Source organism: Streptomyces sp. NPDC019937 (assembly GCF_040631655.1).
Taxonomy (GTDB): domain Bacteria; phylum Actinomycetota; class Actinomycetes; order Streptomycetales; family Streptomycetaceae; genus Streptomyces.
In genome coordinates, this window is sequence record NZ_JBEYAL010000034.1 from 35,293 (window position 1) to 50,464 (window position 15,172).

Annotated in this window: 10 protein-coding genes and 1 tRNA gene; 3 read left to right on the plus strand and 8 right to left on the minus strand. The window is 71.5% G+C overall.

Annotation, left to right across the window (positions count from 1 at the left end; all coding sequences use genetic code 11):
* Positions 1-43: 43 nt before the first annotated feature.
* The gene (locus tag ABZ562_RS29770; protein WP_361485420.1) at positions 44-688 is read right to left on the minus strand and encodes a response regulator; all 645 of its coding nucleotides are present in this window, start codon (positions 686-688) and stop codon (positions 44-46) included.
* A 90-nt stretch (positions 689-778) separates the two neighbouring features.
* On the opposite strand from ABZ562_RS29770, the gene ABZ562_RS29775 reads away from it, so the two are divergent.
* Both ABZ562_RS29775 and ABZ562_RS29780 read left to right on the plus strand, forming a co-directional pair.
* A tRNA-Leu gene (locus ABZ562_RS29775) sits at positions 779-861 on the plus strand.
* Positions 862-947: 86 nt separating this feature from the next.
* The gene (locus ABZ562_RS29780; protein ID WP_361485422.1) at positions 948-1,727 is read left to right on the plus strand and encodes a helix-turn-helix domain-containing protein; all 780 of its coding nucleotides are present in this window, start codon (positions 948-950) and stop codon (positions 1,725-1,727) included.
* 26 nt (positions 1,728-1,753) lie between these two features.
* On the opposite strand, the gene pyk is transcribed toward ABZ562_RS29780, so the two are convergent.
* The gene (gene pyk / locus ABZ562_RS29785; RefSeq protein ID WP_361485424.1) at positions 1,754-3,184 is read right to left on the minus strand and encodes a pyruvate kinase; all 1,431 of its coding nucleotides are present in this window, start codon (positions 3,182-3,184) and stop codon (positions 1,754-1,756) included.
* A 266-nt stretch (positions 3,185-3,450) separates the two neighbouring features.
* Here pyk and ABZ562_RS29790 point away from each other — a divergent pair, with 266 nt between their 5' ends.
* Positions 3,451-5,259: a 5'-nucleotidase C-terminal domain-containing protein gene (locus tag ABZ562_RS29790; RefSeq protein WP_361485426.1), complete on the plus strand. Its 1,809-nt coding sequence runs from the start codon at positions 3,451-3,453 to the stop codon at positions 5,257-5,259.
* A gap of 19 nt (positions 5,260-5,278) precedes the next feature.
* On the opposite strand, the gene ABZ562_RS29795 is transcribed toward ABZ562_RS29790, so the two are convergent.
* The 6 genes from ABZ562_RS29795 to ABZ562_RS29820 all read right to left on the minus strand — a co-directional run bounded on the left by ABZ562_RS29795 (position 5,279) and on the right by ABZ562_RS29820 (position 15,113).
* Positions 5,279-6,781 carry a SidA/IucD/PvdA family monooxygenase gene (locus tag ABZ562_RS29795; protein WP_361485428.1) on the minus strand — a complete coding sequence of 501 codons (1,503 nt, stop codon included), beginning with the start codon at positions 6,779-6,781 and terminating at the stop codon, positions 5,279-5,281.
* Positions 6,778-8,169 (minus strand): aminotransferase class V-fold PLP-dependent enzyme, encoded by a 1,392-nt coding sequence (locus ABZ562_RS29800; RefSeq protein WP_361485430.1) that lies wholly within the window; start codon positions 8,167-8,169, stop codon positions 6,778-6,780. The genes ABZ562_RS29795 and ABZ562_RS29800 overlap by 4 nt, the downstream gene beginning before the upstream one ends.
* 192 nt (positions 8,170-8,361) lie before the next feature.
* On the minus strand, positions 8,362-9,114 hold the full coding sequence (gene narI / locus ABZ562_RS29805; protein WP_361485432.1) for a respiratory nitrate reductase subunit gamma: 753 nt from the start codon (positions 9,112-9,114) through the stop codon (positions 8,362-8,364).
* A complete protein-coding gene (gene narJ / locus ABZ562_RS29810; protein WP_361485434.1) occupies positions 9,111-9,731 on the minus strand; it encodes a nitrate reductase molybdenum cofactor assembly chaperone in 621 nt (206 codons plus the stop codon). The genes narI and narJ overlap by 4 nt, the downstream gene beginning before the upstream one ends.
* The gene (gene narH, locus ABZ562_RS29815; RefSeq protein ID WP_361485436.1) at positions 9,728-11,374 is read right to left on the minus strand and encodes a nitrate reductase subunit beta; all 1,647 of its coding nucleotides are present in this window, start codon (positions 11,372-11,374) and stop codon (positions 9,728-9,730) included. Before narH ends, narJ begins: the two co-directional genes overlap by 4 nt.
* A gap of 1 nt (position 11,375) precedes the next feature.
* Positions 11,376-15,113: a nitrate reductase subunit alpha gene (locus ABZ562_RS29820; RefSeq protein WP_361485438.1), complete on the minus strand. Its 3,738-nt coding sequence runs from the start codon at positions 15,111-15,113 to the stop codon at positions 11,376-11,378.
* Between the last annotated feature and the right edge of the window lie 59 nt (positions 15,114-15,172).

Sequence of the window (15,172 nt, forward strand, 5' to 3'; positions counted from 1 at the left end):
GGGAGGCCCGATCGGGCCTCCCCTCACCCCCGCCGTCCCCCGGTCACTGCTCCTTGGGCTCCTTGGCCTTCTTCTCCGCCGCGTCCGCGATGACCGCCTCGGCCACCTGCTGCATCGACAGCCGCCGGTCCATCGACGTCTTCTGGATCCAGCGGAACGCGGCCGGCTCGGTCAGCCCGTACTCCGTCTGCAGAACGCTCTTGGCCCGGTCCACCAGCTTGCGGGTCTCCAGCCGCTGGGAGAGGTCGGCGACCTCCTGCTCCAGCGTCTTCAGCTCGGTGAAACGGGAGACGGCCATCTCGATGGCGGGCACCACGTCGCTCTTGCTGAACGGCTTCACCAGGTACGCCATCGCCCCGGCGTCCCGGGCCCGGTCGACCAGTTCGCGCTGCGAGAACGCGGTCAGCATGAGGACGGGCGCGATGCGGTCGGCCGCGATGCGCTCGGCGGCGGAAATCCCGTCCAGGACGGGCATCTTCACGTCGAGGATCACGAGGTCGGGCCGGTGCTCCCGAGCGAGAGCGACGGCCGTCTCGCCGTCTCCCGCCTCACCGACGACGGAGTACCCCTCTTCTTCGAGCATCTCCTTGAGGTCGAGACGGATGAGGGCCTCGTCCTCGGCGATGACGACGCGGGTGGTGTACGGGGGAACGTGCGACTGCTCGTCGACGGGCTCGGTGTCGCTCACGGGGCTCCTCGTTCATGGCAGGTGCTGCACCTCGAGCCTACCTGCGCGACGAGATCGCCCTGTACACGGTAAGCTGATCGCGCTGCGCGAGCCGGGTTGGTGGAACGGTATACACGGAGGTCTCAAACACCTCTGCCCGAAAGGGCTTGCGGGTTCGAATCCCGCACCCGGTACTCACCTCTTTAAGCGGACTTTCGCATTCGCGTGATAAGCACCCCTTTCGGCATGGCGGTAGCCATGCGAGTGCGACGCTCGGTACATGAATGCCTACAGTCCGTCCGTTCGTCATGACGCCGTGATGCTGATGCGGCGCGGAGTCCCCAATCGCGATGTCGCCGAGCTTCTCGGGGTCCCGCGGGGCACGGTCGGCTGGTGGCGGCATCAAGACCGAAAGCAGCGGGGCGAGGTTTTCACGCAACCCACCGACTGCCCCTCATGCACGGGCCGCACATTCGACCACAGCGCGTATGCGTACCTCTTAGGGCTGTATCTCGGCGACGGTCACATCATCTCCAAGCCCAAGCAGCACCATCTGTCGATCTTCTGTGCCGACGCCTGGCCAGGTTTGATCGACGAGGCCGAGGCAGCCATGCGCAAGGTGATGGCGCTGCCCAGCGTGAAACGGCGGCACAAGAAGGGCTGCGCCGAGGTGAAGTCGTACACGAAGCACTGGACCTGCCTGTTCCCGCAGCACGGCCCAGGCAAGAAGCACGACCGCGTCATTGCCCTGGAGCCCTGGCAGCAGGAGATCGTGGACGCATACCCCTGGAAGTTCATCCGGGGGCTCTTCCACTCCGACGGCTGTCGGATCACCAACTGGACCACGCGCATCGTCGCGGGCGAGCGTAAGCGCTACGAATATCCCCGGTACTTCTTCACCAACAAGTCCGACGACATCCGCAAGCTCTGCTCCGACACGCTCACCGCGGTCGGTGTGGAGTGGACGACGCTCGCGCGCGGGAGCGATCCGTTCAACATCTCCGTCGCCCGCCGGGCCTCCGTCGCGCTCATGGACGCCCACGTCGGGCCGAAGTACTGAGCGCGGCACTCCGGCCCCGTGCGGGATCAGCGGAGGTCGTCGGCGCCGATGTGGTGGACGCGGACCAGGTTGGTGGAGCCGGAGACGCCGGGCGGGGAGCCCGCCGTGATGACGACGAGGTCGCCGCGCCGGCAGCGGCCCAGGCGGAGGAGCTCCTCGTCGACCTGGGCGACCATCTCGTCCGTGGAGGCGACCATCGGGCCGAGGAAGGTTTCGACGCCCCAGGTCAGGTTGAGCTGGGAGCGGGTGCCCGGGTCCGGGGTGAAGGCCAGCAGGGGGATCGGGGAGCGGTAGCGCGAGAGGCGGCGGACGGTGTCCCCGGACTGGGTGAAGGCCACCAGGAACTTGGCGCCGAGGAAGTCGCCCATTTCAGCCGCCGCGCGGGCGACCGCGCCGCCCTGGGTGCGGGGCTTGTTGCGCTCGGTGAGCGGGGGGAGCCCCTTGGCGAGGATGTCCTCCTCGGCGGCGGTGACGATGCGGCCCATGGTCCGGACCGTGGCGATCGGGTATTTGCCGACGCTGGTCTCGCCGGAGAGCATCACCGCGTCCGTGCCGTCGATGACGGCGTTGGCGACATCGGAGGCCTCCGCGCGGGTGGGGCGGGAGTTGTCGATCATCGAGTCGAGCATCTGGGTCGCGACGATCACCGGCTTCGCGTTCCGCTTCGCCAGCTTGATCGCACGCTTCTGGACGATCGGCACCTGCTCCAGCGGCATTTCGACGCCGAGGTCGCCGCGGGCGACCATGATGCCGTCGAAGGCGTCGACGATCTTCTCCAGGTTCTCGACCGCCTGCGGCTTCTCGATCTTGGCGATGACGGGGAGCCTGCAGTCCTCCTCCTGCATCACCCGGTGCACGTCCACGACGTCGTCCCCGTTGCGGACGAAGGACAGGGCGATGATGTCGGCCCCGGTGCGCAGCGCCCAGCGCAGGTCCTCGATGTCCTTCTTGGAGAGGGCGGGGACGGAGACGGCCACGCCGGGCAGGTTGAGGCCCTTGTGGTCGGAGATCATTCCGCCTTCGATGACGATCGTGTGCACGCGCGGTCCGTCGACGTCGACGACCTCGAGGGTGACGCGGCCGTCGTCCACGAGGATGCGCTCACCCTTGCTGACGTCGTTGGCCAGCCCCTCGTAGGTGGTGCCGCAGCGAAAGCGGTCGCCTTCGATCGGCTCGACGGTGATGGTGAACTCGTCTCCGCGTTCAAGGAGTACGGGCCCCTCGCGGAAGCGGCCGAGCCGAATCTTCGGGCCTTGAAGGTCGGCGAGGATGCCGACGCTGCGACCGGTTTCCAGCGAGGCCTTGCGGACTCGCCGGTAACGCTCCTCGTGCTCGGCATAGGTGCCGTGGCTGAGGTTGAAGCGGGCCACGTCCATTCCGGCTTCGACGAGCGCCTTGATCTGCTCGTACGAGTCGGTCGCGGGTCCCAAAGTACAGACGATTTTTGCTCGGCGCATGCAGCCGAGCCTATGACTTACTCGCGGGTAAAGAACCGGAAAGTGGACACTCCCCCATGGCCTTTGCGTGGCGGATCATCGACAACTAATGAAACGTGCGCGGGGGTGCTCCGATGAGCGATTCGGGGCCGGTGCACGGGTCACCCCGCGGCGGGCGCCCGGCGTGCTCTGATCGCAACCTTTCGGGGGTGTCGCGGACGGGTGCGGCTGCGCCAGAATCTACGCGCGTTGTGCTCATGTCGCAGGTATCCCAGGGGAGTTCAGCCATGCCGCTCGACCGTCGGACGTTTCTGGGCCGCACCGCGGCCACCAGCGCGGGGGCCGCGCTCGCCTCGGGCGCGGCCGCCGCTCCGGCCGAGGCGCGGGGCCACGGGCACGGGCACGGTCGTGGACATGAGCGGTACGAGTTCACCGTCATGGGCACCACCGATCTGCATGGCAACGTCTTCAACTGGGACTACTTCACGGACGCCGAGTTCGACGACGCGGCGCACAACGATGTCGGGCTCGCGAAGATCTCGACCCTGGTCGAGCGGGTCCGCCAGGAGAAGGGGCGGCGCAATACGCTGCTGATCGACGCGGGCGACACCATCCAGGGCACCCAGCTGTCGTACTACTACGCCAAGGTCGACCCGATCACCGGGGAGGGCGGCCCGGTGCATCCGATGGCGCAGGCGATGAACCTCATCGGCTACGACGCGGCGGCGCTCGGCAACCACGAGTTCAACTACGGCATCCCGGTGCTGCGGAAGTTCGAGGAGCAGTGCGACTTCCCGCTGCTGGGCGCGAACGCGCTGGACGCCACGTCGCTGCGGCCCGCCTTCCCGCCGTACTGGATGACCCGGCTGCGTACGCCCTGCGGCCGTGGGGTGAAGGTGGCGGTGCTGGGGCTGACGAACCCGGGGATCGCGATCTGGGACAAGGCGCACGTGCGGGGGAAGATGACGTTCCCCGGGCTGGAGGAGCAGGCGGCGAAGTGGGTGCCGCGGCTGCGTTCCATGGGCGCGGACGTGGTGATCGTCTCGGCGCATTCGGGCACCAGCGGGACATCCTCTTACGGCGATCAGCTGCCGTACGTGGAGAACGCGGCGGCGCTGGTGGCGGAGCGGGTGGCGGGCATCGACGCGATCCTGGTGGGTCACGCGCATGTGGAGATCGCCGAGCGGCGGGTGGTGAACAAGGAGACGGGCCGGGAGGTCGTGCTGTCCGAGCCGCTGAAGTGGGGGCAGCGGCTGACGTGCTTCGACATCGGGCTGGAGTGGGCGCGGGGCCGCTGGCAGGTGGAGTCGGTGGCGGCGAAGGTGCTGAACTCGGCGTCGGTGGCGGAGGATCCGCGGATCGTGGAGCTGCTGGGCGATGAGCACAAGAAGGTCGTCGGGTACGTCAATCAGGTCATCGGCGCCTCCACGGCGGCGATGACGGCCGCGGAGGCGCCGTACAAGGACGCGCCGATCATCGACTTCATCAATCATGTGCAGGCGGAGACGGTGAAGGCGGCGCTGGCGGGCACGGAGCACGCGGGGCTGCCGGTGCTGTCGCAGGCGTCGTGTTTCTCGCGCACGGCGCGGATCCCCGCCGGGAAGGTCACGATCCGGCAGGTGGCGGGGTTGTATCCGTTCGAGAACACGCTGGAGGCGCGGGTGCTGACGGGCGCCCAGGTCAAGGACTATCTGGAGTTCTCGGCGCGGTATTACGTACGGACCCCGGCGGGTGGCGAGGTGGATCCGTCGAAGCTGACGAACGCCGACGACATCCCCGACTACAACTACGACGCGGTGAGCGGTCTGAGTTACGAGATCGATGTCGCGAAGCCGGTGGGTTCGCGGATCGCCGCGCTGCGCTTCGGCGGTGAGCCGGTGGAGGAGTCTGCGCGGTTCGTGCTGGCGGTGAACAACTACCGGGCGAGCGGCGGGGGCAACTTCCCGCATGTGGCCGCCGCCCAGCAGGTGTGGGCCAACTCGGAGGAGATCCGTAACACGATCATCGCGTGGGTGAAGGCGAGCGGGACGATCGACGGGGCCGGGTTCGCGTCGGTGGACTGGAGGCTGACGCGGGACGGCACGCCGGTGTTCTGAACGACGGCCGGCGCGGAGGTCAGGTCCGGGTGCGGGTCAGGCCGCCGCGCTGGTCGGGCAGGTGCATGCGGCCGCTGCCCCGGGCGACCGGCGCCGACGGGGCGGCGGGCCGCTGCGGGGCGGCCGTGCCGGGCCGGGAGGGCTGGAGGCCGAAGGTGGTGAAGGCGGTGCGGGGCGGCAGGGGGTAGACCGGCGTGTCCGTGAGCGAGTTGAGGATGACGGCGGAGCGCCAGGCGGCGAGCCCGAGGTCGGGGGTGCCGACGCCGTGGGTGTGCCGCTCGGCGTTCTGGACGTGCACGGAGCCGGTGATGAGAGGGTCGAGGACGAGCCGGTGCTGGTCGTCGACGCGGGGCCGCTCGGAGGAGTCGCGCCGGATGTACGGGTCGAGGGCGGCGAGGAGGGTGTCGACGCGGCGCTCGCGGTAGCCGGTGGCGAGGACGACGGCCTCGGTGGTGTGGCGGGTGCGGGTGCCCTGCTGGGCGTGCTCCAGGTGGAGTTCGAGCCGGGCGGCGGCGATGCGGCCGGCGGTGCGGACGGTGACGCCGGGGGTGAGGACGGCGCCCGGCCAGCCGCCGCCCTGCTGGGCGCGGCGGTACAGCTCGTGATGGATGGCGGTGATGGTCTCCTGCGCGATGCCCTTGTAGAGCTGCCACTGTCCGGGGAGGAGCTGGTCGCGGACGGCCTCGGGGAGGGCGTGGAAGTAGCGGGCGTAGTCGGGGCTGAACTGTTCCAGGCCGAGCTTGCTGTATTCCATGGGCGCGAAGGATGGCGTACGGGCGAGCCAGTGCAGCCCTTCGGCGCCGAGCGGCCGGTTGCGCAGCAGGTCGAGGAAGACCTCGGCGCCGGACTGGCCGGAGCCGACGACGGTGATGTGGCCGGTGTTCAGCAGCCGTTCGCGGTGTTCGAGGTAGTCGGCGGCGTGCAGGACCGGGACGTTGGGGGCGTCGGCGAGGGGGCGCAGGGGTTCGGGGACGTGGGGTTCGGTGCCCACGCCGAGGACGAGGTGGCGGGCGTGGGCGCGGCGGGGTGAGGCGGCTTCGCCGTCGGGTCCGAGCCGGCTGATGTCGATTTCGAACAGTTCGTGGTCGTGGTCCCAGCGGACGGCGTCGATCCGGTGGCCGAAGTGGAGGCCGGGGAGTTGTTCGCTGACCCAGCGGCAGTAGGCGTCGTATTCGGTGCGCTCGATGTGGAAGCGCTCGGCGACGTAGAAGGGGAAGAGCCGTTCGCGGGCCTTGAGGTAGCTGAGGAAGCTCCAGGGGCTGGCGGGGTCGGCGAGGGTGACGAGGTCGGCGAGGAAGGGGACCTGGACGGTGGCGCCGTCGATGAGGAGGCCGGGGTGCCAGTGGAAGGCGGGCCGCTGTTCGTAGAAGGCGGTGCGCAGGGTGGGGACGCCGTGGGCGAGGGCGGCGAGGGAGAGGTTGAACGGGCCGATGCCGATGCCCGCGAGGTCCAGGGGCTGTTCCGGGGTGGTGGGGCCGGGTTCGGCGGCGGACGGCGGCATGGGGGGCTGTGCGGTGCTCATGGGGTGGTGTCGCCTTCCACGAGGTCGAGCAGCCGGCGCAGATCGCCGGGCTGGATGTGCGGGTTGAGGAGGGTGGCCTTGAGCCACAGCCCCTCGGGGGTGGCCGCGCGGCCGAGGACGGCGGTGCCGCGGTGCAGGAGGCGGCGGCGCAGCGCGGCGACGGCGGCCGGCGGGGCTCCCGTGGGGCGGAAGAGGACGGTGGAGAGGGTGGGGCGGGCGTACAGCTCCAGGGTGGGGCGGGCCTGGATGAGGTCGGCGAGGGCTCCGGCGTGGGCGCAGACCCGGTCGACGAGGTCGCCGAGGCCGTGGCGGCCGAGGGCGCGCAGGGTGACGGCGATTTTGAGGATGTCGGCGCGGCGGGTGGTGCGGAGGGAGCGGCCGAGCAGGTCGGGGAGTCCGGCGTCGGTGTCGTCGTCGGCGTTGAGGTAGTCGGCGCGGTGGTTCAGGGGGGCGAGGGCGGTGGTGTCGGGTACGGAGAGCAGACCGGCGGCGGCCGGTTGCCAGCCGAGTTTGTGCAGGTCGAGGGCGACGGTGTGGGCGCGGTCGAGTCCGTCGAGCCGTTTGGTGAGGGTGTCGCTGAACAGGAGCGGTCCGCCGTAGGCGGCGTCGATGTGGAGGGTCGCTCCGTGGTCGTCGCAGAGGTCGGCGAGGTGGGGGAGGGGGTCGATGGCGCCGGTGTCGGTGGTGCCCGCGGTGGCGATGAGGAGCGTGGGATGGGCTGCCGGTGCGAGGGCGTCGTGGACCCGGGCCGGGTCGAGGACACCGGTGGGGGTGGGGAGGGTGTGGGGTGGCCGCAGGCCGAGCAGCCAGGCGGCGCGGTGGACGCTGTGGTGGGCGTTGGCGCCGCAGATGACGTGGAGGGGTGCGCCGTGGGCGGCTTCGCGGGCGAGCAGCAGGGCGAGCTGGTTGGATTCGGTACCGCCGGTGGTGACGAGGGCGTCGGGGGCGGGGCCGTGCGGGTGGACCAGCTCGGCGAGGGCGCGGCAGGTCAGCGCTTCCAGTTCGGCGGCGGCGGGGGCCTGGTCCCAGGAGTCGAGGGAGGGGTTGAGCGCGGAGACGGCGAGGTCGGCGGCGGCCGCGACGGCGAGCGGCGGGCAGTGCAGATGGGCGGCGCAGTGCGGGTCGGCCGGGTCGGCGGCTCCCTCGGTGAGGGCGGTCACGAGGGTGCGCAGCGCGTGGTGCGGTCCTTCGCCGTGGTCGGGGATGGCGGGCCGGGCCGCGTGGTGGAGGCGGTGGGCGACGGCGCCGGGTCCTCCGGCGGGGAGGGGTCCGCGGCGGTCGGCGGCGCCGTGGGCGAGGGCGTCGAGGACGGTGTCGAGCATCGGGCGAAGCGCGCCTGGTCCCTCGCTCCCCCCGGCGAGGAGGCGGGCGGTGCCGGAAGCGGGCATGGGGGTGCCCCTAGGAGGTGTCTGGTTTCGGGCAGCTGGGTGCGGCTCGGACGGATGTCGGAGCTGCCTCAAGCTACTTCGCCCGCAAGCGGTTTGGCCGGGGTCGGCCGGAAGTGCACCCGTACGTGGTACGGGCCGGTGGTGTGGGTTGATCGGTGACGGGTTGATCGGCGACGGGGCCGGGTGGGCGTCTCAGCGGGAGGTCCGGCGTTGCCGCCGGGGCGGGGTGTCCGGGTGGGTGAGGGCGGGGTGGTGGTAGGGGCGGGCGGGGGTGCGGGAGCGGTAGACGACGTAGGGCCGGGCGAGGTAGCCGAGGGGGGCGGTGAAGGCGTGGACGAGGCGGCTGAACGGCCAGAGGGCGAACAGGGCCATGGCGAGCAGGGCGTGGATCCGGTAGACGAGGGGCGCGCCGGTCATGGCGGGCACGTCGGGGTCGAGGGTGAACAGGCTGCGGAACCACAGGGAGACGCCTTGCCGGTAGTCGTAGGCGTGGGGTCCCGCGCCGGTGGCGGTGGCGGTGAGTCCGGCGAGCAGGACGGTGGCGAGCAGCGGGTACACGGCGCGGTCGCTGCGGCTGGTGGCGGCGCGTACGGCGGGGACGCGCAGCCGCCGGTACAGCAGGATGCCGAGGCCGGTGGCGGTGGCGAGGCCCGCGGTGCCGCCGACGAGGAGGGCGTTGGCGTGGTAGAGGGTTTCGCTGACGTGGAGTCGTTCGGTGAGGGTTTCGGGGACGATCAGGCCGACGACGTGTCCGGCGATCACGAAGAGCAGCCCGTAGTGGAAGAGGGGGCCGCCCACGCTGAGCAGGCGGTGTTCGTGGAGCTGGCTGGAGCGGGTGGTGAAGCCGAAGCGGTCGTAGTGGTAGCGCCAGGCGGTGCCCACGGTGAAGAGGGCGAGGACGAGGTAGGGCAGGACGCCCCACAGGGCGATGTGCAGGTGGTTCATCGGCCGCTTCCTTCCGCGACGGGGTTCGTGCCGAAGGGCGTCAGTCCCACGGTTTCGGTGGGTGGTCCGCCGCGGGCGAGGGCGAGGGCCGCCGCGCGGTCTGCGGGTGAGGGGCCGGGGAGGGTGTCGCAGACGGCGCGCAGGACGTCGGCGTAGGGGCCGCCGTGGTCGGTGAGGGCGAACCGCAGGAGTTCGAGGGCGGCGCGGTGGTCGCCGAGGAGCCGGTGGCCGGGGGCGGGGCAGCGGGCGGCGAACTCCAGCATCAGGGGCAGGTGGTCGGGGAGTTCGTCCTCGGGGGGCGCCCAGCCGTGGGCGCGGTAGCGGGCCTTGAGGCCGGCGAGGGTGCCGCCGCGGCGGCGGGTGTCGCCGTCGGTGTAGTAGGTGAGGTGGAGGGTGCGGCGGCGGCTGCGGTCGAAGGTGGTGACGTACGCGGCGGCCAGGTCGAGCGGCGGGACGCCGTCGACGGCGGCGCAGAACCGGAGCAGGGGTGCGGCGGCGGGGGTGGCGAGTTCGGTGAGGGAGTTCCGTACGAGGGTGTGGCGGGCGGGCCAGTCGGGGCCGGGGTAGCCGAGGAGGAGGGCGGCGGCCTGGTGGATGGCGGGGGTGGCGGGGTTCACCGGGTGTCCTCGTTCCGCTTCGGGAACAGTCCGGCGGGGCGTCCGCGGCCGTTCCAGCCCAGGAGGTTGAGCCGGCCGGCGAGTCCGGATCCGGCTCGGGTTCCGGTCCCGGCGGGTTCGGGAGCGGCCGGGGGCGCGTGGAAGGCGTCGGCGTCGTAGGGCATCATGCCGGGCAGCCCGTCGCCGTCGAGGCTGCAGGTGTCGGTGGGGGCGTCGCCGCCGGGTCCCGCGGTGTAGCTGGTGGGGATGACGTAGCGCTCCTCGTATTTGGCGAGGGCCAGCAGCCGGTACATGGCCTCGATGCCGTTTTGGTCCAGGCCGACGGCGGCGGCGATGGCGGGGTCGCGGTCCTCGCCGAGGTTGACGCGGCGCATGTGGCTGCGCATGGCGGCGAGCCGGCACAGGGCGGCCTCGACGGGTGCGGGGTCGCCCGCGGTGAACAGTTCGGCGAGGTATTCCAGCGGGATGCGGAGGCTGTCGATGGCGCCGAAGAGGTTGACGGGGTCCTCGCCGTCGTGGCCGGTGGCGGTGAGCGCGTCGACGACCGGGGACAGCGGGGGGACGTACCAGACCATGGGCATGGTGCGGTATTCGGGGTGCAGGGGCAGGGCGACGCGGTAGCGGCTGATGAGGGCGTGCACCGGGGAGCGGCGGGCGGCCTCGATCCAGTCGTCGGGGATGCCGGAGTCGGCGGCGGCACGGGCGACGGCGGGGTCGTGGGGGTCGAGGAAGCAGCGGAGCTGGGCCTCGTAGAGGTCCTTCTCGTCGGGGGTGGCGGCGGCCTCGCCGACCTTGTCGGGGTCGTAGAGGATGACGCCGAGGTAGCGCAGCCGTCCCACGCAGGTCTCGGAGCACACGGTGGGTTCCCCGGCCTCGATGCGCGGGTAGCACAGGGTGCACTTCTCGGCCTTGCCGGTGCGGTGGTTGAAGTAGACCTTCTTGTACGGGCAGCCGCTGACGCACATGCGCCAGCCGCGGCAGCGGTCCTGGTCGACCAGGACGATGCCGTCCTCGATCCGCTTGTACAGGGCGCCGGAGGGGCAGACGGCGACGCAGGACGGGTTGAGGCAGTGTTCGCAGATGCGCGGCAGGTAGAACAGATACGCCTGCTCGTACTCCAGCCGGACCTTGTCGCTCATCTTCGCCAGGACCGGGTCGCCGGCGAGGTGTTCGGGGCCGCCGCCGAGGTCGTCGTCCCAGTTGGGCCCCCAGGTGATGTCGGTGGGGCGGCCGTCGATGAGGGAGCGGGGCGGGGCGGTGGGCACGTCGTCGCCGAGCGGGGCGGTGGTGAGGGTGTCGTAGTCGTAGGTCCAGGGCTGGTAGTAGTCGTCGAGGCGGGGCAGTTCGGGGTTGGCGAACAGCCGGGCGAGGCGGCGGGCGCGGCCGCCGGTGCGGGGCACGAGGTTGCCGTTCTTGAGCTTCCAGCCGCCCTTCCAGGTGTCCTGGTCCTCGTAGCCGCGGGGGTAGCCCTGGCCGGGACGGGTCTCGACGTTGTTGAACCAGACGTATTCGGTGCCGGAGCGGTTGGTCCAGGTCTGTTTGCAGGTGACCGAGCAGGTGTGGCAGCCGATGCACTTGTCGAGGTTCATGACCATGGCGACCTGGGCCATCACCCGGGGGCTGCGCGGTGGTCGGCGCGGCATGTCAGTACTCCACGTTCTGGGAACGGCGCCGGATGACGGTGACCGCGTCCCGCTGGTTGCCGGTGGGGCCGTAGTAGTTGGGGGCGAAGCAGAGTTGGGCGTAGCCGCCGATGAGGTGGGTGGGTTTGATGAGGAGTTTGGTGAGGGCGTTGTGGACGCCGCCGCGGCGGCCGGTGGCCTCGGATTTGGGCACGTTCACCAGCCGTTCCTGTACGTGGTACATGAAGACGGTGCCGGTGGGCATGCGGTGGGAGACCACGGCCCGGGCGACGACGACGCCGTTGGCGTTGACGGCCTCGATCCAGTCGTTGTCGGATACGCCGACCGCCTGGGCGTCGGCGACGCTGAGCCAGATGACGGGGCCGCCGCGGGCCAGGGTCTGCATGATGAGGTTTTCCTGGTACTCGGAGTGGATGGACCACTTGGAGTGCGGGGTGACGTAGCGGACGGTGACGGCGCGTCCGGTGCCGTCGCCCGCGCCGGGTGCTCCGGGCGGGGCCTCGCCGAGGGCGGCGAGGTCCAGGGGCGGCCGGTAGACGGGGAGTTGTTCGCCGAGTTCGGCGATCCAGGCGTGGTCGAGGTAGAAGTGCTGGCGGCCGGTGAAGGTGTGCCAGGGCTTGCGGTGTTCGGTGTTGATGGTGAACGGGGCGTAGCGGCGGTCGGGGGCCTCCTTGCCGGACCATTCGAAGCTGGCGCCGACCTGGACGGGCCGGGCCTGGGTGTCGGAGAACACCACGCGGCGTTCGGCGACGGAGGCGCCCAGCTCGGTGAGGCCGGAGCCGGGGCCGCAGCGCTCGGCGAGCCGGGCGAAGCCTTCCGCGGCGAGGCGCCCGTTGGTGGTGCCGGACAGGGCGAGGATGGCTTCGCACATCTTGGCGTCGGTGTCGAGCAGGGGCCTGCCCTCGGCGACGCCCCCGGTGGCCGCGCCGCAGCGGTCGGCGAGCCAGGCGACTTCCGGCCCTGGATGCACGGTGACGCCCTTGACCTGCATGCCGTCCCGCTGGGGCAGGGGGCCGAGGGCGGCGAGGCGGTCGGCGACGGCGGTGTAGTCGCGTTCCACGAGGGTGACGTTCGGCAGGTTGACGCCCGGTGCGGCCGGGGTGTGGCCGTCGCGCCAGTCCGGTACGGTCCCGCCGGGCTGGGCGGTCTCGCCGGGGGTGTCGTGCATGAGGGCGGTGGCGACCAGGTCGTGGGCGCTCTCCAGCCGTCCGGCGGCGAGTTCGCTGAGCTTGCGGGCGAGGCCGTGGAAGATGTCGAAGTCGGTGCGGGCCTGCCAGGGCGGGTTGATGGCCGGGGTGAAGGCGTGCACGTAGGGGTGCATGTCGGTGCTGGACAGGTCGTGTTTCTCGTACCAGGTGGCGGCGGGGAGGACGAGGTCGGCGAAGAGGGTGGTGGAGGTCATGCGGAAGTCCAGCGCGAGCAGCAGGTCGAGCTTGCCGCGGGGCGCCTCGTCCCGCCAGGTGACGTCGGCGGGGCGGTGCCCGGGCGGGGTCTCCTCGGCGGTGGCGTTGTCCTGGGCGCCGAGGAGGTGGCGCAGGAAGTATTCGTTGCCCTTGGCGGAGGAGCCGATGAGGTTGGCGCGCCACACGGTGAGGACGCGGGGCCAGTTCTCGGGCGCGTCGGGGTTCTCGCAGGCGAAGTCCAGTTCGCCCGCGGCGAGTTGTTCGGCGACCCACTCCCCCGCCGAGCGTCCGCTCTCCTTCACCCGGCGGCCCAGCTCCAGGGGGTTGGCGGCGAAGGTGGGGTACGAGGGCATCCAGCCCAGCCGCATGGACTGGGCGACCAGGTCGGCGGTGTGGCGGCCGGTGAACAGCCCCTGTCCGGTGGGCGAGGCGAGCGCGTCGGCGCCGTAGCGTTCGTAGCGCCACTGGCCGGTGTGCAGGTACCAGTACGGGGTGCCCGCCATCTGCCGGGAGGGGCGGTGCCAGTCGGCGGCGGTGGCCAGCTGCTGCCAGCCGGTGTACGGGCGCACCTTCTCCTGGCCCACGTAATGCGCCCAGCCGCCGCCGTTGACGCCCTGGCAGCCGGTGAGCAGCAGCAGGGTGAGGAAGGAGCGGTAGATGGTGTCGGAGTGGAACCAGTGGTTGGTGCCGGCGCCCATCACGATCATGCAGCGGCCGCGGGTCTTCTCGGCGGTGCCCGCGAACTCCCGGGCCGCGCGGATCACCGCGGCGGCCGGTACGGAGGTGAGGGCTTCCTGCCAGGCGGGGGTGCAGGGCACGGTGGCGTCGTCGTAGCCGGTGGGCCACTGGCCGGTCAGGCCGGGGCGGCCCACCGCGTACTGGGCCAGGAGCAGGTCGTAGACGGTGGTGACGAGCCGTCCGCCGATGCGGCGCGCGGGCACGGCGTGGCGGACGGTGGCGCCGGGTTCGTCGAAGCGGGGCAGTTCGACCTCGATGGTCTCGGTGCCGGGGGCCCGGTGGAGGGTGAGCCGGGGGGTGATGCCCTCCAGGTCGAGGTTCCAGCGGCCCTCGCCGCCCTTGCTCCAGCGGTCGCCCAGGGTGCCGTTCGGGACGACGATCCGGTCGGTGTCCGCGTCGCACAGCACCGGCATCCAGCGCCGGGCCTCGTCCTCGGCGTGGGCGCCCAGGCCCGGTTCGACGTCCGCCAGGGTGGCGGCGGTGAGGAAGCCGCCGGGGGTGCGGCGCCCGTTCCGCTCGGTCAGTTCCACCAGGAACGGCAGGTCGGTGAAGCGCCGCACGTAGTCGGTGAAGTAGGGGACCTCGCGGTCGACGAAGCACTCCTTGAGGATGACGTGGCCCATCGCCATGGCGACCGCGCCGTCGGTGCCGGGGTGGGGGTGGAGCCACTCGTCGGCGAACTTGGTGGCGTCCGCGTAGTCCGGGGAGACCACCACCACCTTCTGTCCCCGGTAGCGGGCCTCGGCCATCCAGTGGGCGTCGGGGGTGCGGGTGACCGGCACGTTCGATCCCCACAGCATCAGATACGCCGCGTCCCACCAGTCCCCCGACTCGGGTACGTCGGTCTGGTCGCCGAAGACCTGCGGGGAGGCGATCGGCAGGTCCGCGTACCAGTCGTAGAACGAGATCATGGGCGCGCCGATCAGCGACATGAAGCGGGCGCCGACGGCGTGGGAGGCCATGGACATGGCGGGGATGGGGGAGAAACCGGCGATCCGGTCCGGGCCGTGGGCGCTGAGGGTGTGGACGTGGGCGGCGGCGGCGATCTCCAGGGCCTCGTCCCAGCCGATCCGCACCAGCCCGCCCTTGCCCCGCGCGGACTGGTAGCGGCGCCGCTTGTCCGGGTCGCCGGTGATCTCGGCCCAGGCGGCTACGGGGTCGCCGAGCCGGTCCCGGGCCTCCCGGTACAGCTCGGCCAGCACCCCGCGGATCAGGGGGTGGCGCACCCGGGTGGGCGAGTAGGTGTACCAGGAGAAGGAGGCGCCGCGCGGGCAGCCGCGCGGTTCGTATTCGGGCCGGTCCGGTCCGACCGAGGGGTAGTCGGTCTGCTGGGTCTCCCAGGTGATGAGCCCGTCCTTGACGTAGACCTTCCAGGAGCAGGACCCGGTGCAGTTGACGCCGTGGGTGGAGCGCACCACCTTGTCGTGCGCCCAGCGTTCGCGGTACGGGGAGTCCTCGACGCTCTGGTCGGTCCGGTAGACGGCCCGCAGGTCGGGGGTGGTCGGAACGCGGCGGAGGGAGGCTCCGGCGGTGAGCAGTCGTTCCGTCACCGCGGAGGCGAGGGTCCCGTTCTGGCTGTCTGCGGTGCGGCGCGCCACGGTCCACTCCTTCGGCGGTGGCTCCGCGCCGGGGGTTCCGGCCGGGGCCTGGATGGATG

What these genes read in the sequence shown, in the direction of transcription:
- ABZ562_RS29780 (WP_361485422.1), top strand. Translation starts at nt 948, where the DNA reads ATGAATGCCTACAGTCCGTCCGTTCGTCATGACGCCGTGATGCTGATG.
- pyk (WP_361485424.1), bottom strand. Translation starts at nt 3,184, where the DNA reads ATGCGCCGAGCAAAAATCGTCTGTACTTTGGGACCCGCGACCGACTCG.
- ABZ562_RS29800 (WP_361485430.1), bottom strand. Translation starts at nt 8,169, where the DNA reads ATGCCCGCTTCCGGCACCGCCCGCCTCCTCGCCGGGGGGAGCGAGGGA.
- ABZ562_RS29790 (WP_361485426.1), top strand. Translation starts at nt 3,451, where the DNA reads ATGCCGCTCGACCGTCGGACGTTTCTGGGCCGCACCGCGGCCACCAGC.
- ABZ562_RS29795 (WP_361485428.1), bottom strand. Translation starts at nt 6,781, where the DNA reads ATGAGCACCGCACAGCCCCCCATGCCGCCGTCCGCCGCCGAACCCGGC.
- narI (WP_361485432.1), bottom strand. Translation starts at nt 9,114, where the DNA reads ATGAACCACCTGCACATCGCCCTGTGGGGCGTCCTGCCCTACCTCGTC.
- narH (WP_361485436.1), bottom strand. Translation starts at nt 11,374, where the DNA reads ATGCCGCGCCGACCACCGCGCAGCCCCCGGGTGATGGCCCAGGTCGCC.